The following is a 17,845-nucleotide window of genomic DNA, read 5'->3' as shown; positions in this document are numbered from 1 at the left end:
CGGTCATTGACCCACGGCAAGCGAACCCATTTGCGTGATGCCAACCGCGGACGGGCCCACGAGGATGATCAACAGCGGCGGCACTGTCAGCATCATAGTGACCAGCGTCATCTTTGTCGGCAGTTTGTTGGCCGCTTCTTCGGCGCGCATGACTCTTTTGTCACGCATTTCGTCAGAGTAGACGCGCAAAGCGTCGGAAATCGAGGTGCCGAAGGACGTCGCCTGGTTCAACACGGTCACAAAGGACGAAATATCTGGCAGGCCGCAGCGATCAGACATGTCGTTGAGAACCTGTCCCCGGTCCTTGCCCGCCTTCATTTCGTGGCTGATGATTTCGTATTCGTCGGCGAGATCGGGAAACGAGGTCCGCAGTTCCTTGGCCACGCGCACGATGGATTGATCCATCGATTGCCCGGCCTCGACGCAAACCAGCATCATGTCGAGACTGTCGGGAAACCCCTGCTGGATCTGTTCCTGACGTTTCTTGACCCGCTTGTTGACCCAGTACTTGGGGCCCATGTAGCCAAAAGCACCTGGGCCGAGGATGTACATGATCTTGTTCTGCATTGTCGCCGTTTCAGGATCGACGAACATCAGATAATAAAAGACGCCAGCGCAGAGCAGGGCAATCCCCAGTGCGAATTGCAAGAAGTAGTAGATCTGCACCGCGTCCTTGGAGCGATAGCCTGCCTGCATCAGCTTTGTGCGGATCTCTGACAGTTCCTTGGCGTCCTGCGGTTCCAGGAACTGGGCATATTTGTTGAGCTTGTCGTTTTTGCTCTTTTCGCGCAGGACGGCGCGCGTTTCGGCGTCGATCCTCCGCTGACCGCTTTCTTTCAGCTTGTCGAGCGGATCAGGCTTGGCGTTCAGGAACATCGGGATGGTGGCGACGATCAGCAGCGCGGCCAGCCCGGCGACGACGATCAGCGGCCCGGCAGGGCCCAACAGATCGGTGATCGCAGTATTGAGACTATCGAACATTGGCAGCGTCCCTCAGACCTTGATGTTCACCAGCCAGCGCATGACAAGCATGTTCGCGACCAGCATGATGCCCACGATAAAGCAGGCAGGAATAAACCAGGGGTGATCCAGCACCTCGTCGTAGTAGTCGGGCTTGGCGACTTGGATGAAGATCAGTGCGCCGATCGGGAAACCCGACAGGAACTTGCCCGACCATTGCGCCTCGGCGGTGATGGCCTTGACCCGGCGGAACAGACGGAACCGGGCGCGGATCACCTTGGACAGGCCTTCGAGGATTTCGGCAAGGTTGCCGCCGGCCTGCTGCTGGATCGCCACGGCAACGGCCAGAAAGCGCAAATCCTGCATGTCCAACCGTTCGGCCATGTGTTTGAGCGCCTCACCAACATCGCGACCATAGGTGGATTCGTCCGCGATGATGCCAAATTCGGTGGCCAGTGGGTCTTTCAACTCTTTGGCGACGATGGAAATGGCCGATGAGAACGGATGGCCGACGCGCAGGGAGCGGACCATCAGTTCCACGGCGTCGGGCAGTTGTTCCTCGATCATGCCAAGGCGTTTCTTGGCGCGGTGGTTGACCCAGAAATAGACGCCGCCGACCCCCATGAAGACCGACATGACCGCGCGCACGGCCACGCCCGCCTCTGTGCCGACGCTGAGACCGACGAAGGCGAAGACCGAGGCCGCCGCCATCACCATGATCAACTGTTGAGGCGTGAAGGCGAGCGCCGCTTTTTGCGCCTGACTTGCCAGCATCGAATAGATGGGCAGCGAGCGGCTTTGCATGTGCTGGTCCATCTCCTTGCGGAGTTTGGCCAGAACGTCCTCGCGGCGTTCGCCTTTGTCGAGCATCTCAAGGCGGCGGTTGACCCGGCTGGTCAGGCTGATCGACTTGCCGAAGGCGACAAGATAGACGCCGTTGACCAGGATCAGGACCCCGAGAAAGATCCCCCCGTAAATGATCGGTTCTGCGCTGAGCATCTGCCTTACTCCGGTCTGAAGGGTTCGTAGATCGAGGCGGGCACGTCATAGCCCCACATGCGGAAGCGCTCCGCATAGGCGCTGCGCACGCCGGTGGCGGTGAAATGGCCAAGGATCTTGTTGTCGGGGGTCAGGCCGACGCGCTGAAAGCGGAACAATTCTTGCATGGAAATTACGTCGCCCTCCATGCCGGTGATCTCGGTGATTGAGGTCATCCGGCGAGAGCCGTCCTGCAGGCGGCTGGCCTGCACGATCAGGTTCACAGCCGAGGAAATCTGGCTGCGCATCGCCTTGAGCGGCATTTCGATGCCCGCCATGGCGATCATGTTTTCCAGACGCGCGACACCGTCGCGGGCGCTGTTGGCGTGGATCGTGGTCATGGACCCGTCGTGGCCGGTGTTCATGGCCTGCAACATGTCGATGACTTCCTCGCCGCGCGTCTCGCCGACGATGATCCGGTCGGGACGCATCCGCAGGGCGTTCTTCAGGCAGTCGCGCGGGGTGACGGCGCCTTTGCCCTCGACGTTGGGCGGGCGGCTTTCCATCCGGCCCACATGGGACTGTTGTAGCTGAAGTTCGGCGGTGTCCTCGATGGTCAGGATGCGTTCGGCATCGTCGATGAAGGACGACAGCGCGTTGAGCGTGGTGGTCTTGCCCGAACCCGTACCGCCGGAGACGATGATGTTCAAACGGGTCGCCACGGCGGCCTGAAGATAGACGGCCATTTCCTCTGTAAAGGCGCCGAAGTTCACCAGATCGTCGATGCCCAGCTTGTCCTTCTTGAACTTACGAATGGACACAAGGCTGCCGTCGATGGCCACGGGTGGCACCATGGCGTTGAAACGTGATCCGTCCTGCAGACGGGCGTCGACATAGGGGTTTGATTCATCGACGCGGCGACCGACGGCAGAGACGATCTTGTCGATGATCCGCATCAGGTGGCGTTCATCTTTGAACGTCACATCCGACAGTGTCAGTTTGCCGTTTTGTTCGATAAAGATCTGGTGCGGACCGTTGACCAGAATATCCGAGATATTCTCATCCTTGAGCAGTGGTTCGAGGGGGCCAAGTCCCTTCACCTCATCGTAGAGGTCGGCCATCATGGCGCGCCGCTCATCGCGGTTCAGCACCACGCCTTTGTCCTGCAGCGTTTCCTGCGCGATTGAGCTGATTTCCTCGCGCAGATCGCCCTCGGATGCCTTGTCCAGCGCAGCAAGATTGAGATTTTCCAGCAGGGCGCGGTGCAACTCCAGCTTGATTTCGCCCAACCGCTCCTTGCGCTTTTTCTCTTTGTCGACTGGCCCGGCCTGAGCGGCGACCGTGGGTGCCACCTTGCGTCGTGACGCGGCGGGTTTGGCGGCGGTCGCCGCTGGGGTCGGGGCGGGGGCTGCAGGTTTGACAGGTGTCGCGTCTGGCGCGGCAGGTTTTTTATAGCGCGAAAACATCACGGTCCTCGTTATCAGGCGGCCTCGGCATCACTGGCGCCGATGGCATTAAGCTGTTGTGCAAGCTTGACGATCTCGCGGCGGAGCGGGTTCTTGGCGGCATGGGTGGCCAGCGGCATGCCATGGTCGCAGGCCTGCATCACGGTGCGACCGCCGTCCGGCAGCTGCACATCCAGCGCGATGGCCAGACTGTCGGCCAGGCGTTTGACTCGGCTCTTGCCTTGCAGATCGGTGAACTTCGGTGCGCGGTTGAGTGCAAACCGGATCTTTTCGAACGGCAGTTCTTCGGATTGCAGTGCGCGTTTCAGGCGCAGCGTGTTTTGCGCCGACCGCATGTCGAGTTCGATCAGCGCAAAATACAGCTGGGATTCCGTTAGGACGGTTTCGGTCCACTGGACTAACGTCGACGGCATGTCGACAATGACATAGTCGAAATGCTCTCGCGTTATGTTCAGTAGTTTCTTGATTTCAGGTGGGCCGATGATGTCCAGCGGAAGGATATCGGTGGGCGCGGTAAACACCTGCATCTTGTCTTCAAAGCTGACCAGCGCCTGGGCAAAGGCGTCACCGTCCATCGATTCGATGTCGGACAAGGTTTCAAAGACCGCCTCGCGGCGCGGCAGGTCAAGATAGGTGGCGACCGATCCGAATTGCAGACCAAGGTCGATCAAGCACACTTTGGGCTGTTTGTCTTTGCCGCCGACGGCCAGTTCATAGGCGAGGTTGACCGCCAGCGTGGTCGCCCCGACACCGCCCGCCAATCCGTGTATGCCAATCAGAACACCGTCGCCGCCGCCCGAAAGTTTGACCGCTTCGGACCCGGCACCGGGCGCAGGCGCGGCGGGTGCAGCCGCAGGAGCAGGTTGGCGCAGACGCTCCAGCGCCCCCGCAAGTTCGCCCTCGGGCAGGGGGTAGGGCACAAATTCATCCGCTCCGTCACGCAACAGATGATGCAGCGAGGCGGGGGTGACGTCCTCTGCGATCAGGATCACCTTGACGCCGTTTTCCTTGGCCGCGCGGATCACATTGGTCAGCATGGGCAGGTCAGGTTCGTCTATGGCGTCGATCGCCATGGCGACAAACTCTAGCGACTGGGCATCGGGCTGGCGCAGAAACGCAGCGGCCTCGTCAAAGCCAAGGTCGCCCCAGCCTTCGCCCAGGAGGGCCTCCATGTCGTCGATCAGCAGGTCGAAGTTCTGGACATCGCGGCTGATCGTGCAGGCCACGATCGGCGCTGGCTCCATTTGCTGTGATGTCGCGTTCGTCATGCCTGTCGTCCTCTAAGTTTGCCGGATCGGGTGGACGTGGCGCAGCGGTGTCCCCCGGTCCCGCGGTGCGCGACTCGGGTCGCGGCACGCACTGGTTCTCCAAGGGGACATTCCCCCACAAACGAGGCAACATTTGGGCCAAAAAACCGAAATTGTGCGGTGAACGAGGACCGAAGCGGGGTCTTGCGGGGCCATCGCGCCCGCCTGGCGGTCAACCGAAAATCGCGAACAATTTATAGGTGTGTTGCTGCGGGCTGCGCAAAAACCCTATCCGTCCTTGGCCGTTGGCCGAAAAAACGGCAGGTGCACGCGGCGCTAACCGGACAGCAAAAAGGGGCCAAATGGCCCCTTGTCGCGGTGTCGTCTGCTTGGCCGTCTTACTGGGTGACAGCCAGATCCTGTCCCTGAAGTCCGGTCAAACCGGATACAGGTTCCGCGCTGCGGATATATTCGCGGTAAATGACTTCGGCATATTTGCCGTCCATCACCGTCGGGTGACGCGCGACAAAGCCTGAAACCTCTGTCACCGTGCGCCGGTTGCGCCGCTCGCGCCCCTCTGTCACGATCAGGGGTTGGGTTTCACCGTATGAAACAACCGCCTCCAGCCGCGACTTGCTGATGCCCTGGCTGGCAAGATAGTTCACAACCGCATGCGCCCGGCGCAATCCCAGCCGCTTGTTGAACGCATCGCCGCCAACCTTGTCGGTGTGACCGTAGACGCGAAAGCGAATCTCGGGGAATTGGCGAATCCACTGTGCCTGTTCGCGCAGGGTATCGCGTGCGCCGTGGTCAAGCTCGGCGCTGTTGAAGGCAAAGTTGACCGTTGTCATGACCTCAGAGGCAAACCGCTGCGACATATCGTAGATGATTTGCTTTTCGCCGGTCATCAGCTGGTGGTTGTTCATCGTCGCATTGCCAAAATGGCCCGTGTCGATCAGCGCGCCCGCAGGACGGTCGAACCCTTCCGGTGTCTTGCTGCACCCGGCGATCACAAGGCCCATTGCGAGGGCGGCGGTTATCGGAAACCTGGTCATTTTGCGCCTCTGCATCAGTCCATCACATATCCATAAGACCCGGTGAAGTCCTGTTTGGCCACTTCGCCCGCCGCCCCGGTTTTCGGAATGTTGCCGCCGGGTTTGCCGGCCACTTTGCCGCGCAGGAACAGGTCACGTTCGGTCGGTGGGACAACGCGGTCGGTGGGCAGGGCAAAGTATTCGCCCCGCGTCGGGGTCACCAGATGCGGTGTCACGATGATCACCAGTTCGGATTGTGAGCGTTCAAATTCAGCACTGCGGAACAGCGCGCCCAGAACCGGCACATCGCCCAGCCAAGGAAGCTGGGAATTGCTGTCTGTGAAGTCATCCATCAACAGACCGGCAATGGCAAAACTCTCGCCATCGCGCAGTTCCACCGTGGTCGAGGTCTCGCGTCGCTTGAAGGCGTTGACGGAAATGTCCGACAGAACAATGGCGTTGCCGGTGTCGATGGACGAAACCGCTGCTTCAAGTTCAAGATTGATCAGATCGCCGTCGATCACCCGAGGAATAAAGTTCAGCTCAACACCAAAGGGTTTGTATTCGATGGTGATCGTGTTGTTTTGCTGGCTGACCGGGATCGGGTACTCGCCACCCGCCAGGAATTTCGCTTCTTGGCCCGAAAGGGCGGTTAGGTTCGGTTCCGCCAGTGTGCGGACAACGCCTTTGCGTTCCAGCGATTCGAGCATGATGCCCACTTCGAGACCGCCAGCGTTGAAGCCGAACAGCACTGCGCCCTCGACGTCGATGCCTTTGGGTGCCAGCTTGTTGGCCACCGCGTCCACATCGGCCAGCGAGGCGGCGTTTCCGGTGCCCAGTTCAAGTCCCAGATCGCCGTTCAGAACCGATCCGCCCGTGGCCAGAGAGGTGCGCAGCATCTTGGCCGCCGTGCGTTCCATTTCGGCAAAGCGGACCTTCAGCATGACCTGCTGAACACCACCGACTGACATCAGGTTCGAGACACGCTCAGGAGCGTACCGTTCGGCAAGATCCAGCGCTCGCTGCATGCGCCCGGTTGAGGTGACAGTGCCCGACAGGACAATGCCGTCGTTTGCAGTGCGCACTTCGATTTTTTCCTGCGGCAGGATTTGCCGCAGACGTTCCTTGAACTCGGACACATCGGGCGAGACCCGGATATCGACGTTGGTGATCAACTCACCCGCCGCATCCAGAATGGTCAGCGTCGTTGTCCCCGGCGATTTGCCCAGAACATAGATGTTTCGGTCGTTCAGCGACGAAATGTCGGCGATGGCGGGATTGGCGATGGAAAGCTCTGCAAAGGGCAGGTCGCTTTCGACGACCAGCGCCCGGTTCATCGGAACATTCAACACCGGTTGCGAACCGTTGCGCAGGATGCGCAGCGTGTCTGCCTGCACCTCACCCGCAAACGGCGCAGCCGTCAACGACAGGCCCAGTAGAGCCGCCTTAAGGAATCTGTCAATTTTCATGTGACCTGCCTCTCGATCACGCCTCGGTCGCAGGTCTAGCGCCTGCCTTTTCCCAAACATGCGGCAATTCTTGTTTTTATGCAAGAATCAATGGGTTCAGGGCGGGCACTTATGTGGATAACCCGCAACAGACTGGTTTTTGGCACACACAAAAGGCCCCCGCGATAGCAGGGGCCTGTGTGAGGCAAGCGGTTGAATTCGCCCACTGAAACGGCGTTCAGTTGGTGCAGGGGATCGGGATCTCGACCACGTCGGCGCCGCGGCGCACCCGGGTGGTGCAGGTCTTGGATATCGCTTTTTCAACCCGTTCTTCAGTCGTGATGCCCAGCAAGGATAGCTGATCGACCTCAATGGCCTCGGCGACTGTATCGTCCAGCTGGGACATCAGCGACAGAGACAGTTTTCCGGTCGATTGGGCCTGTGCCAGCGCGGCAACCTGCTGCGGGCTGGCCGCGACAGTCACGGTGCGCGCGATGGTGGCGGTGTTGTATTCGGTGTCGGATGTCTGGTCGATGGCGATCAGATTGATACCCGTTTGGATCAGTTTGGTCACTTCGCCAGAGGACCGTTCGCCGATTTCTCCCGGCAGGCGGCCTGTCCAGTAGACGTCAACCCGGTCACCCGGGCGCAAAAAGCCGGACACGCCTGAGGCCACATCGACCTTGATGGCAAAGGCACGCTGTCCGCGCGCCAAACGTGAGGTCAGACCGGCATCGCCGCCGGGCTCTGAAACCTTGACGGCCATCAGGACTTCGGCCTTTTCGATTGGCCGCATGGCAAGGCGCGCGCCCTCTCCGACTACGAAGAACGGGTTTTCCGCGTCGAAGAACGTTTCTGGCAGGGCCTGTTTCGGCCAGGGTGTCAGGACCACATCCTCTTTGGTGATCTCCTCGCCGTAGCTAATGGCGCGAGTTGTGACGTAGACCTCTTTGACGGGCACAGAGGTGCCGGATTTGGCGCGTTCCTGCGCCAGCGCACTTTCATATGCACCGATGTAATTCTGCGCCATGTAGACGGCAAAGCCCGCCAGGGCGAGGCCGGCGATGAGCACAAGTCCGAATACGAGTCGCATGGGTTACCTCACTTGGAATGTCACTGCATTGTCCGGCGGACCGGCTTTGGATCAGACTGCCCCCCAATTGCGGCAAGAACGGGACAGGGGCAGGGCGCTTTGGCGACCTGCCCCTGTCCCGCCAAGCGGCCGTTGCACAGCGATAGGCGGCCCGAATACCGGGCCGCCCAAAGGTTGCGTGGCAGCAGGGGTCAGAAATCGTTCTGGCGCACCAGTTCGGCGGACACGCCGTCGCGCAGGCCAAGCGTGGCGGTTTCCGCAGCGGTATAGGCAGCGATGCAGAGACCCACGATGGCCGCAGTCAGAACGACCCAATCCACGGTCACGGCACCATCTTCCTTTTTTAGAAAGGCACTGAGCAGAACGCGCATGGTGTAACTCCGGGGCTGGGGGCCGCACGTCGAGACATGCGGGTGTGAAAAAGGCGCGCACCGCAGCACGCGCCTGGTCTTCAGCTGATCGTCACGCGATCAGAAGACTTAGAAGTCGTTTTCGAGAGCCACACGAGCAGCGGCTGCGTCGATCAGGGCCTGCGAGTTGGTTTCGATGGTCGAGTAGGCGGCCACGGCCAGGCCCACGACGGCTGCGGTCAGGACGACCCAGTCAACTGTAACTGCGCCGTCTTCGTCTTTGCGGAAGTTTTTGATGAAGTTGATCATGTGGTTTTCTCCGGTTCGACCTGTCGGTCGCTATGTAAAGCGACCGTTGTGGTCGCGGGTTTGGGTAGGTGGCGCGCCGCCTGAGGGGCGCGCCTTGTGGTGCGCGGCGGTTACGCCGCCGCCGACTTAGAAGTCGTTTTCGAGAGCCACACGAGCAGCGGCTGCGTCGATCAGCGCCTGCGAGTTGGTTTCGATGGTCGAGTAGGCGGCCACGGCCAGACCCACAACGGCTGCGGTCAGGACGACCCAGTCAACCGTAACTGCGCCGTCTTCGTCCTTGCGGAAGTTCTTGATGAAGTTGATCATTGTTCTCTCTCCGTAGATCTGTGCTTTTTCACATTCACCGTCTCGGGATCGTCGCGGGCCTCTCTCAACTTGCCCTGTCCGTCGTCGGTATGACTGTAAATTGCCGGTGGTTTGGGGCGAGAGTGTGGCTCGAATGGTTTGATTTTGGAGCGTCGCACTTTTTTGACTGATAATTCGTTAAGCGACTGCTTTGTAATAAGAAAAATTATTCCGAGGTGGACCGGCCGGCAAAGGTGCGGCCTGGAGACCCCTGCTAATGCCCGTTATGGTTTTCCAAAGCGCAACACTGATAGATAATTCAGTCGGATTGTGCGAGAATGAGAATAACAAGGACCGAAAAACAGGGATCGAGCAGGCCCATGGTCGTCAGAACGCTATTGAGCGCCGCAATTGCGGCCAATTTGATCTGTGCGTCGGGTGTACAGGCGCAGGAGGCAGCCAGTCCTCCCCCGGCATTCAAGGATTTCACCTTCAAACGGGTCAAACCGCCCGAATCCGGAACCAAGAAGCGGATCACCGTACAGATTGCGCCGCGCGCGAATCCTGCGGTTGCTCCGCCGTTGCCATCCGCGCCCGCGCCCACCCCCGCGCCGCAGACCGGCGTGGTGACAGGTGTCATTGCCGGTGCGCCCGCTGTCCCGCTGGGCAGTTATGCATGGTTCTGGAACACGGTCTCGCCCGAAGTCACGTCGACCGGGCCGGGCCGACTGTCGCCAGCGCTGGCCACATTGACCAAAGGCCCAGAGGGGCAAAGCGTTGGTGCGCCACGCCTGCAGGGGTTGCAGGAGATCGCGCAGGCGCATGGTGTCGATCTGCTGAGAGAGACTGTTGGGACGCGGGTGTCGCCCGCGCTGGCGCTTGCGGTGATTGCCGTCGAATCAGCCGGAGAGTCGCGTGCAAAAAGCAAGGCAGGCGCACAGGGGCTGATGCAGTTGATGCCCGCCACGGCAGAGCGTTTCGGCGTCAAGGACGCATATGACGCGACGCAGAACATCCGGGGCGGTGTCGCGTTCCTCGATTTTCTGATGGAAAAGTTCGATGGCGATCCGATCTTGGTGCTGGCAGGGTACAACGCCGGAGAGAACTCTATAGGAAAGCACAGCGGCGTCCCGCCCTATGCCGAGACCCGCGACTATGTTCCCAAGGTGCTGGCCGCCTTCAGCGTGGCGCGGGGCCTGTGCATAACACCGCCGGAATTGATCTCTGACGGTTGCGTCTTTCGGGTGATGTCGCCGTAGAACGCGACCGTCCCGGACGTGTTCCGGGACCTCGCCCTAACTCAGGCCCGCAAGACCGCGCCGGGGTTCATGATACCCTTGGGGTCCAGCGCTGCCTTGATCGCCCGCATCGCTGCCAGTTTGGCCGGGTCGCCGTAGCGTTCCAGATCGTCGACCTTGAGCCGACCGATGCCGTGTTCGGCGCTGATCGACCCGCCAAGCTCATGCACAAGGTCGTGTACGCAGGCCTTGATCGCGTCGCGCTGATTGATGTGATCCTCGGGGGTGCGCCCCGCCGCAGGAAAGACATTATAGTGCAGGTTGCCGTCCCCCACATGACCGAAGCAGTTGATCCGCCAGTCGCCCAAGGCCGCAAGCGCGGCCCCGGCGCGGGTGATGAAATCGGGAATCAAGCCCAGCGGGACGGAAATGTCATGGCTCGACACCGCCCCAATACGCCGGTTTGCCTCGGGGATGTGTTCGCGCAGGGTCCAGAGATCTTGGGACTGCCCAACCGACTGCGCGACGATCCCGTCCGAAACCAGACCGGCCTCAAAGGCCTCGGCAAAGACGTCTTCCAAGGCTGAGGCAGGGTCAGAGCCCGCACTTTGCCCGATCTCGATCAACACTGACCAGTCCGGCGCGGTGTTCCAAGGCTGGCGCAGGTCGGGCAATGTTTCGGCTAGAAAGTCAAACCCGGTACGGTTCAGCAACTCAAACGCACTTATCGTCTCGCCCAGTTGTCCACGTGCCAAGGCCAACAACGCCAGCGCCGCCTCGGGGGAGGGCACGGTCATCAGCGCCGTCCCGATGTTGGTGGGACGCGGGACGAGTTTCAGGCTGGCGGCCGTGATGATCCCCAGAGTGCCTTCGGCGCCGATCAGCAGGTGACGCAGGTCGTAGCCGGTGTTGTCCTTGCGCAGACGTTTCAGGCCGTGCCAGATCGATCCGTCGGGCAGGACCGCCTCCAATCCCAGCACCAGATCGCGTGCATTGCCATAGCGTAGCGTGTTGACGCCGCCCGCGTTGGTGCCGAGCAGCCCGCCGATCTGCGCCGATCCTTCGGAGGCCAGCGACAGAGGGAAAAGCCGGTCGGCCTCTTCAGCGGCGCGTTGCACGTCGGCCAAAATCGCCCCTGCCTCGACCACGGCGACGCTTTCTTGTGGATGGACGGCGCGGATTGCGGACATCCGTTCCAGCGAAATCACCAGAGGCGCCGGGCCATCGGGGTGTAACTGCCCGCCCACAAGGCCGGTGCCGCCGCCAAAGGGGACGAGGCCGACCCGCTCGGTGGCGCAGGAGGTCACGATTGCCGCGACCTCATCGACGTCGCGTGGCAGGGCGACCCAAGTTGCGGTACTGGTCCAGCGTCCACGCGGTTCTTCGAGGAAGCGCGGCTCTGCCGGGCGCAGCGTCTCGGCGGGCAGGATCTTTCCCAATCGGTTGGCAAAGGCGTCATCGGCGGGGGCGAGTGGCATGGAGGTCTCCGGGCAAAGTTGGATGCGTTTGTGGCATGGCCGGACGTGAGGGGCCAGACCCACACACGCCCCGGAGAATTTGCATCAAAAAGAAATGCAAAGAAGCGCGTGGGTCGTCAGTCCGGGTCTCTTAGGTAGGCGGGTTGCAAGACAATAACCGTGGGCCGCGAAGGTAGATCGCGCAAAGAGATTTCCAGCGCGGCACCATCGCGCTTGTCGATGGCAAAGGTGTCGTCGACGCTGGTGAGGAACTGTTCCAGCGCATAGCCCGAAAACCAGTGCATCGGGATCACGACTGAGCTTTTCAGCCGGTCCACGATCCTTTCCACCGTTGCAAGCGGAATTGTCATCCCACCGTCCACCGGCACCATCAGGATGTCCGCGCGCCCAAGGGCTGCGTATTGCCGCGAGGTGGGTTCATGATGGAGATGGCCCAGATGTGCGATGCACAGGCCTTCGACCTCGAAGATGAAGATCGAGTTGCCGTTTGGCTCATCGCCACCATAGGCCGAGCGGATGTCGGTCGAGACGTTGCGGATCAGCATTTCGCCCAGATCGAGGTGATGGTCGATCCCACTGCCAAACTCCTCCCCCCAGCCGCGCAGCACATGCGGAATCGCCGGGTCCAATGCATTGGTCCAGTGGGTGCTGTGGGCGTGGTTCATGGTCACGACGTCGGGAATCAGCCGCGTGTTGCCAATGAAGCCGTTGAAATCGGTCACCGCCTCCAGCCCGCCGCGGGTCTGGATCATAAAGGACGCGTGGGCAATGTAGTGGATGCGCACGCTGTAGTCGGGGATTGGATCTGTCCAACTGGCCTTGTGCAGGTATTTCATTCCGGGTGCTGCGTCGGCGATGGCGATGCAGTGGCTGGGGCGGCGCTGTTCCTGCGCGTTGAGGGCGCTGGCAAGAAGGCAGAGCATGGCGGCGGCGAGGCGGATCATCGGACACTCCTACGGCTGGCACTATGAATGCCGGGAGGGTAACGCGCGGACGCGATTTGCCAAATGCATAACTGCGTGGATCGGAGAAGGGGCAGAGCGGCTGCCGGTAAATCATGCACGCGGCACGGATCAGCCGATGTCGGTGCGTCCGCGTCTGTCAATCCGGAGCGCAGCGTACAGAACATGGGTCCGCCAGCGCCCGTTGATCTGCAAATAGCTTTGTGCGACGCCTTCGTATTTGAAACCCGACTGTTCCAGCAACCCGCGTGAGGCGACGTTTTCGGGAAGACAGGCGGCCTCAAGCCGGCTCAGCCCCATGTGTTCAAAGGCATAGTGGACCATGGCGGCGATGGTCTCGGACATGTAACCTTGCCGCGTGTAACGTTCGCCAACCCAATAGCCCAGCGTTCCCGCCTGCGCCGGGCCACGACGGATATTGTCCAGCGTGATCGCGCCCATCAAGGCCTGATCGTCGCGGCGGATCACAAACATCGGCAGAGCGGTGCCAGAGCCGATAGACCGTGACGCCCAGTAGACGCGGTTGGTAAAGGCTTTGCGCGTCAGGTGATCCGGGGCCCAGGACGGCTCCCACGGGGTCAGGAACTCCTGGCTTTCGCGGCGCAGAAGCGACCAGGGCGTATAGTCAGAGTGGATCGGCGGGCGCAGGGTCAGCCGCTCTGTCTCTAGCCGTACCTTGCGCCGGAACGCCAGCATCATGCCGCCCGGCGCGCCTGCACGTCCGCAAGGGTAGGGGCCTTGTCCACCGGGCCATACAGTGCCAACGCAGCGGCGGCCTGAGCGGCCTGTTCTTCGGCAAAGCGCAGCACGTCAGCTCGGCTGACCGCGTCAATTTTGGCGACGGTCTTTTCGATTTCCGGTACTTCGCCCCAGATCTGGATCATGCGGGCGCTGCGTTCGGCGCGGGACGAGGGGCTTTCGAGACCCATCAGCAGGCCTGCCTTCATCTGGGCGCGGGCGCGCTCAACCTCGGCGTCGCTCATGTCCTCAGTGGCGCGCTTCATCTCATCTATGGTCAGGTTGATGAGTTCGGGCATTTCCGCGCCAGAGGTGCCTGCGTAGATCGTGGTCATGCCGGTGTCGGCATAGGCCCCGTTTTGGGCAAAGATCGTGTAGCAGAGGCCGCGTTTCTCGCGGATTTCCTGAAACAGGCGCGAGGACATGCCGCCACCCAAAGCAACAGAATAAATCTGCGCAGCATAGAAAGCCGGATCGCGATAGCCGGGGGCCTCAAACGCCAGCGCCAGATGTGCCTGTTCCAGATCCTTGGTGCGCCGCGCCTCGCCGCCGTGAAAACGGGCTGCGTCGGCACTCAGCGCGCTGCGCGGGATCATGTCGCCAAACAGATCTTCGGCCTGTTTCACCAGCGCGTCGTGATCGACGCCGCCGGCGGCAGACAGGATCATCTGGTCCGGGCCGTAGTGTTCATTGACGAAAGCCGCGAGGTCGTCGCGGTTGAACGCCTCAACGCGTGCGGTTTCGCCCAGAATGGTGCGCCCGATGGGCTGATCCGGGTAGGCCTTTTCCTGCAGCCAGTCAAAGATCACATCGTCGGGCGTGTCATGCGCCTGACCGATTTCCTGGAGGATCACATGACGCTCGACCTCGATCTCTGCGGGGTCGAAGACCGGGTTGCGCAGGATGTCGGCGATCACGTCCACCGCCAGACCGACGTCCGCGTTCAGAACGCGGGCGTAATAGGCCGTCACCTCACGCGAGGTATAGGCGTTGATATAGCCGCCCACATCCTCGATCGCCTCGGCGATCTGCAATGCGCTGCGCCGCTTGGTCCCTTTAAAGGCCATATGCTCAAGAAAGTGTGCAATGCCGTTCTGCTCGACCCGCTCATGGCGTCCGCCTGCCGTGACCCAGAGACCAACAGCCGCCGATTGAAGGCCCGGCATGTTTTCGGTCACAATACGCAATCCGTTGGAGAGGGTGGCGAGTTTGACGGTCACTTGGCAATACGCTCCTGAATGAGGGTCTCTAGGGCGGTGAGGTCGTTTTCGACCCGGGTTACTCGTTCCGAACGCTCATAAAGGTCCGCCATGCGATTTGGAAGAGGGGGGCGAATGCCGCTGGCCTTTTCAACCGCATCAGGGAACTTGGCCGGATGGGCGGTGGCCAGCGTGATCATCGGCGTTGCCGGGTCGCGCATGTCCTCACCCACGCGCACGCCGATGGCGGAATGCGGACAAAGCAGTTCGCCCATCGTGGCATTGGCGCTGCGGATGGTTTCCAGCGTCTGTTCCTCGGACACCCGGCCAGAGTCGAAATGTTCGCGTAGCGTTTGCAGCGCACCCTGGCTGACGTTAAAGCCACCGGTTTTGAGTTCATCCATCAACTGCGCCACGGCATTGCCGTCGCGGCCATAGGCGTCGAACAGCGCGCGCTCAAAGTTGCTACTGACCTGAATGTCCATCGAGGGGCTGATTGAGGGATGCACCTCTGATGTGGCATATTCACCTGACGACAGACAGCGGTGCAGGATGTCGTTCTGGTTTGTGGCGACCACCAGCCGGTCGATGGGCAGGCCCATACGCTTGGCGATGTAGCCTGCAAAGATATCGCCAAAGTTGCCGGTGGGCACCGTAAAGCTGACCTTGCGGTCCGGCGCGCCAAGGCTGACAGCGGAGGAGAAGTAGTAGACCACCTGCGCCAGAACGCGCGCCCAGTTGATGCTGTTCACACCCGCCAGCCGCACCGTGTCGCGGAATTCAAAGTGGTTGAACATGTCTTTGAGGCGGGCTTGGCAATCGTCGAAATGGCCATCCATCGCCAGCGCATGGACATTGGCCTCGGCCGGCGTGGTCATTTGGCGGCGCTGCACTTCTGACACGCGACCATGCGGGTAGAGGATAAAGACGTCGACATTGTCGAGCCCTTTGAACGCCTCAATGGCAGCAGAGCCGGTGTCACCAGAGGTCGCGCCGACGATGGTCACACGCTCTCCACGTCGTTCCAACGCCTCTTGGAACAGCTGGCCGATCAGCTGCATGGCGAAGTCCTTGAAGGCCAGCGTGGGGCCGTGGAACAGTTCCAGCAGGAAATGCCCCGGCGCGATTTGTACCATTGGCGCGCGGGCGTTGTGTTCGAACCCGGCGTAGGCCTTGGCGATCAGATCGGCAAAAACCTCATCGGTGAACCCATCGCCCACAAAGGGGCGCATCACGCGAAAGGCGGTTTCCTCATAGCTAAGACCGTGCAGGGCGCGGATGTCATCGGCGCTCATCTGCGGGATGGTTTCGGGGACATACAGTCCACCGTCGCGGGCCAGACCGGACAGCATGGCCTCTTCGAATGTCAGCGCGGGGGCCTGCCCCCGGGTCGAAATGTAACGCATGTCAGGACTCCTTGCCTGTCTTGAGACGCCGCATCCAGACGCCAGTCATGATGAGCCAGACCGCGGCGAGCGAAAACCACGTGATGGCATATTGCAAGTGATCATTCGGGATGCCGTCGGTGTCGACGGGCAACGGCGTCACGCCGGAGTCGGCGGGAGACATGTCACGAACGATGACCAGCAGGGGTTCAGTGTCCAGCGCTTCGGCCATCGGGCCGATGTCGCGGGCGTACCAGATGTTCTTGGCGGGATCGTTGGCGGGGGTGGAGGAATTGCGATCATCCGTCCAGTGCAGATTGCCCCGGATCGTGGCGGGGCCTGCATAGAGCGGCAGGTCTTTCTGGTCGACCGGAACATAGCCGCGATCCAGCAGGATGCGCCGCCCGTCGTCGGTATGGAAGGCCGAGATCAATCGCCAGCCCGCGCCGCGATGTTTCACAGACACTAGAACCGCAAGGGTATCGCCATCCATCTCTCCTGTCAGTTCGACAGGCTGATAGCGTTGCGCGTCGGGGTCGATAAGCCGGGGCAGGGGCTGGGGGGCATCCGCAATGGTGGTTTCGATCTCGGACAGGATGTCCTGTTTCCACGCCAACCGCTGGATTTGCCAAGTGCCCAGCCACAGCAGGATGGCAATGCCGGTCAGGCCAAGAACAAGGGGGGCGATGTAGCGGTTCAAGAGGCGGGCTCCGAAACGAAAAGGCGCGCCCATGTGGGCGCGCCTTGGTTTATCGTGTGAGGCCGTGGGTGCAAGACCCATCCTTGTCCTAGGACACAGGAATGGTTTGCAGCCTGCCGGTCCTTAGCCGCCCCAGATGTAGACGGCGCAGAACAGGAACAGCCAGACCACGTCAACAAAGTGCCAGTACCAAGCGGCGGCCTCAAACCCGAGATGGTTGTCGGCGGTAAAGTGGCCTCGCAGAATGCGCATCAGGCAGATGAACAAAAAGATCGTGCCGACCACAACGTGAAAGCCGTGGAACCCGGTCGCCATGAAGAAGTTGGCGCCATAGATGTTGCCGGAGAACCCAAAGGCCGCGTGGCTGTACTCGTACGCCTGGAACACAGTAAAGATCATGCCCAGCAGGATGGCGATGATCAGGCCGTTCTTGACGTCCTTGCGGTTGTCCTCGTGCACTAGGGCGTGGTGCGCCCATGTGGCGGCAGCACCCGAGCAAAGCAGGATCAGCGTGTTGATCAGCGGCAGGTGCCACGGGTCGAATGTTTCGATCCCGGCAGGCGGCCACACACCGTCAACGGCGGGCGAATTGCCATCGGGGTCCATCGGGTACATGGCGTGTTTGAAAAACGACCAGAACCAGGCGAAAAAGAACATCACCTCGGACATGATGAACAGGATAAAGCCGTAGCGCAGGCCGATCAGCACAACAGGCGTGTGATCGCCAACCTTGTTTTCGACGACGGTCTCAGACCACCAGCCGAACATGACGTACAGCACGCCGACAAAGCCGATCAGGAACAGCCAAGGCCCGCTCAGCGTGATCGCCTCGAACAGGATTGTCATTTCCCCAGACATCCAGGCCACTGCGCCGAACAGCATGGCAAAGCCAAAGACCGCGCCGAGAAGCGGCCAGATGGAGGGGTTTAGAATGTGGTAGTCGTGGTTCTTTGCATGCGCCATGTCAGTTCGTTC

18 protein-coding genes are annotated in these 17,845 nt (G+C 60.9%); 1 reads left to right on the top strand and 17 read right to left on the bottom strand.

Annotated elements, in window-relative coordinates; all coding sequences use genetic code 11:
- Positions 1-3: 3 nt before the first annotated feature.
- The 10 genes from ANTHELSMS3_RS21825 to ANTHELSMS3_RS21780 form a co-directional block, all read right to left on the bottom strand.
- A complete protein-coding gene (locus ANTHELSMS3_RS21825; RefSeq protein WP_094036717.1) occupies positions 4-981 on the bottom strand; it encodes a type II secretion system F family protein in 978 nt (325 codons plus the stop codon).
- A 12-nt stretch (positions 982-993) separates the two neighbouring features.
- Positions 994-1,959: a type II secretion system F family protein gene (locus tag ANTHELSMS3_RS21820; RefSeq protein WP_089278433.1), complete on the bottom strand. Its 966-nt coding sequence runs from the start codon at positions 1,957-1,959 to the stop codon at positions 994-996.
- A gap of 5 nt (positions 1,960-1,964) precedes the next feature.
- Complete coding sequence (locus ANTHELSMS3_RS21815) at positions 1,965-3,404, bottom strand: CpaF family protein (RefSeq protein WP_094036716.1); 1,440 nt, start codon at positions 3,402-3,404, stop codon at positions 1,965-1,967.
- A 14-nt stretch (positions 3,405-3,418) separates the two neighbouring features.
- Positions 3,419-4,672 (bottom strand): AAA family ATPase, encoded by a 1,254-nt coding sequence (locus ANTHELSMS3_RS21810; RefSeq protein WP_094036715.1) that lies wholly within the window; start codon positions 4,670-4,672, stop codon positions 3,419-3,421.
- A 377-nt stretch (positions 4,673-5,049) separates the two neighbouring features.
- Positions 5,050-5,706 carry an OmpA family protein gene (locus ANTHELSMS3_RS21805; RefSeq protein ID WP_439098660.1) on the bottom strand — a complete coding sequence of 219 codons (657 nt, stop codon included), beginning with the start codon at positions 5,704-5,706 and terminating at the stop codon, positions 5,050-5,052.
- A gap of 14 nt (positions 5,707-5,720) precedes the next feature.
- Complete coding sequence (locus tag ANTHELSMS3_RS21800) at positions 5,721-7,154, bottom strand: type II and III secretion system protein family protein (RefSeq protein ID WP_094036713.1); 1,434 nt, start codon at positions 7,152-7,154, stop codon at positions 5,721-5,723.
- A 217-nt stretch (positions 7,155-7,371) separates the two neighbouring features.
- Positions 7,372-8,226, bottom strand: coding sequence for a Flp pilus assembly protein CpaB (gene cpaB / locus ANTHELSMS3_RS21795; protein WP_094036712.1), 855 nt, complete (start codon positions 8,224-8,226; stop codon positions 7,372-7,374).
- Between the two features lie 191 nt (positions 8,227-8,417).
- Positions 8,418-8,597: a hypothetical protein gene (locus tag ANTHELSMS3_RS21790; RefSeq protein ID WP_094036711.1), complete on the bottom strand. Its 180-nt coding sequence runs from the start codon at positions 8,595-8,597 to the stop codon at positions 8,418-8,420.
- 108 nt (positions 8,598-8,705) lie between these two features.
- The gene (locus tag ANTHELSMS3_RS21785; protein ID WP_094036710.1) at positions 8,706-8,885 is read right to left on the bottom strand and encodes a hypothetical protein; all 180 of its coding nucleotides are present in this window, start codon (positions 8,883-8,885) and stop codon (positions 8,706-8,708) included.
- A 126-nt stretch (positions 8,886-9,011) separates the two neighbouring features.
- Complete coding sequence (locus ANTHELSMS3_RS21780) at positions 9,012-9,191, bottom strand: hypothetical protein (RefSeq protein WP_094036710.1); 180 nt, start codon at positions 9,189-9,191, stop codon at positions 9,012-9,014.
- A 359-nt stretch (positions 9,192-9,550) separates the two neighbouring features.
- Between ANTHELSMS3_RS21780 and ANTHELSMS3_RS21775 the strand changes: the two genes are divergently transcribed.
- Positions 9,551-10,429, top strand: a complete 879-nt coding sequence (locus ANTHELSMS3_RS21775) for a lytic transglycosylase domain-containing protein (protein WP_094036709.1) — start codon at positions 9,551-9,553, stop codon at positions 10,427-10,429.
- Between the two features lie 41 nt (positions 10,430-10,470).
- Here the strand turns inward: ANTHELSMS3_RS21775 and ANTHELSMS3_RS21770 are convergent, their stop codons facing one another.
- The 7 genes from ANTHELSMS3_RS21770 to ANTHELSMS3_RS21740 all read right to left on the bottom strand — a co-directional run bounded on the left by ANTHELSMS3_RS21770 (position 10,471) and on the right by ANTHELSMS3_RS21740 (position 17,833).
- Positions 10,471-11,886, bottom strand: coding sequence for an FAD-binding oxidoreductase (locus ANTHELSMS3_RS21770; RefSeq protein ID WP_094036708.1), 1,416 nt, complete (start codon positions 11,884-11,886; stop codon positions 10,471-10,473).
- A 116-nt stretch (positions 11,887-12,002) separates the two neighbouring features.
- Positions 12,003-12,830 (bottom strand): MBL fold metallo-hydrolase, encoded by an 828-nt coding sequence (locus ANTHELSMS3_RS21765; protein ID WP_094036707.1) that lies wholly within the window; start codon positions 12,828-12,830, stop codon positions 12,003-12,005.
- Between the two features lie 129 nt (positions 12,831-12,959).
- Positions 12,960-13,544 (bottom strand): GNAT family N-acetyltransferase, encoded by a 585-nt coding sequence (locus ANTHELSMS3_RS21760; RefSeq protein WP_094037295.1) that lies wholly within the window; start codon positions 13,542-13,544, stop codon positions 12,960-12,962.
- Positions 13,544-14,806 (bottom strand): M16 family metallopeptidase, encoded by a 1,263-nt coding sequence (locus ANTHELSMS3_RS21755; protein WP_094036706.1) that lies wholly within the window; start codon positions 14,804-14,806, stop codon positions 13,544-13,546. Before ANTHELSMS3_RS21755 ends, ANTHELSMS3_RS21760 begins: the two co-directional genes overlap by 1 nt.
- Entirely contained in the window at positions 14,803-16,191 is a 1,389-nt protein-coding gene (gene thrC / locus ANTHELSMS3_RS21750) for a threonine synthase (protein ID WP_094036705.1), read from the bottom strand. Before thrC ends, ANTHELSMS3_RS21755 begins: the two co-directional genes overlap by 4 nt.
- Before the next feature lies 1 nt (position 16,192).
- Positions 16,193-16,870 carry an SURF1 family protein gene (locus ANTHELSMS3_RS21745; RefSeq protein WP_094036704.1) on the bottom strand — a complete coding sequence of 226 codons (678 nt, stop codon included), beginning with the start codon at positions 16,868-16,870 and terminating at the stop codon, positions 16,193-16,195.
- Between the two features lie 123 nt (positions 16,871-16,993).
- Entirely contained in the window at positions 16,994-17,833 is an 840-nt protein-coding gene (locus ANTHELSMS3_RS21740) for a cytochrome c oxidase subunit 3 (RefSeq protein WP_094036703.1), read from the bottom strand.
- Positions 17,834-17,845: the final 12 nt, after the last annotated feature.

It is taken from the genome of Antarctobacter heliothermus (genome assembly GCF_002237555.1).
GTDB lineage: Bacteria > Pseudomonadota > Alphaproteobacteria > Rhodobacterales > Rhodobacteraceae > Antarctobacter > Antarctobacter heliothermus_B.
This window is presented reverse-complemented; position numbering and strand designations above follow the sequence as displayed.

Bases quoted from the DNA above. Each gene is read 5' to 3' on its own strand.
- cpaB (WP_094036712.1), bottom strand. From the start codon at position 8,226: ATGCGACTCGTATTCGGACTTGTGCTCATCGCCGGCCTCGCCCTGGCG.
- ANTHELSMS3_RS21760 (WP_094037295.1), bottom strand. From the start codon at position 13,544: ATGCTGGCGTTCCGGCGCAAGGTACGGCTAGAGACAGAGCGGCTGACC.
- ANTHELSMS3_RS21825 (WP_094036717.1), bottom strand. From the start codon at position 981: ATGTTCGATAGTCTCAATACTGCGATCACCGATCTGTTGGGCCCTGCC.
- thrC (WP_094036705.1), bottom strand. From the start codon at position 16,191: ATGCGTTACATTTCGACCCGGGGGCAGGCCCCCGCGCTGACATTCGAA.
- ANTHELSMS3_RS21770 (WP_094036708.1), bottom strand. From the start codon at position 11,886: ATGCCACTCGCCCCCGCCGATGACGCCTTTGCCAACCGATTGGGAAAG.
- ANTHELSMS3_RS21815 (WP_094036716.1), bottom strand. From the start codon at position 3,404: ATGTTTTCGCGCTATAAAAAACCTGCCGCGCCAGACGCGACACCTGTC.
- ANTHELSMS3_RS21740 (WP_094036703.1), bottom strand. From the start codon at position 17,833: ATGGCGCATGCAAAGAACCACGACTACCACATTCTAAACCCCTCCATC.
- ANTHELSMS3_RS21805 (WP_439098660.1), bottom strand. From the start codon at position 5,706: ATGACCAGGTTTCCGATAACCGCCGCCCTCGCAATGGGCCTTGTGATC.
- ANTHELSMS3_RS21780 (WP_094036710.1), bottom strand. From the start codon at position 9,191: ATGATCAACTTCATCAAGAACTTCCGCAAGGACGAAGACGGCGCAGTT.
- ANTHELSMS3_RS21775 (WP_094036709.1), top strand. From the start codon at position 9,551: ATGGTCGTCAGAACGCTATTGAGCGCCGCAATTGCGGCCAATTTGATC.
- ANTHELSMS3_RS21810 (WP_094036715.1), bottom strand. From the start codon at position 4,672: ATGACGAACGCGACATCACAGCAAATGGAGCCAGCGCCGATCGTGGCC.
- ANTHELSMS3_RS21800 (WP_094036713.1), bottom strand. From the start codon at position 7,154: ATGAAAATTGACAGATTCCTTAAGGCGGCTCTACTGGGCCTGTCGTTG.
- ANTHELSMS3_RS21790 (WP_094036711.1), bottom strand. From the start codon at position 8,597: ATGCGCGTTCTGCTCAGTGCCTTTCTAAAAAAGGAAGATGGTGCCGTG.
- ANTHELSMS3_RS21765 (WP_094036707.1), bottom strand. From the start codon at position 12,830: ATGATCCGCCTCGCCGCCGCCATGCTCTGCCTTCTTGCCAGCGCCCTC.
- ANTHELSMS3_RS21820 (WP_089278433.1), bottom strand. From the start codon at position 1,959: ATGCTCAGCGCAGAACCGATCATTTACGGGGGGATCTTTCTCGGGGTC.
- ANTHELSMS3_RS21785 (WP_094036710.1), bottom strand. From the start codon at position 8,885: ATGATCAACTTCATCAAAAACTTCCGCAAAGACGAAGACGGCGCAGTT.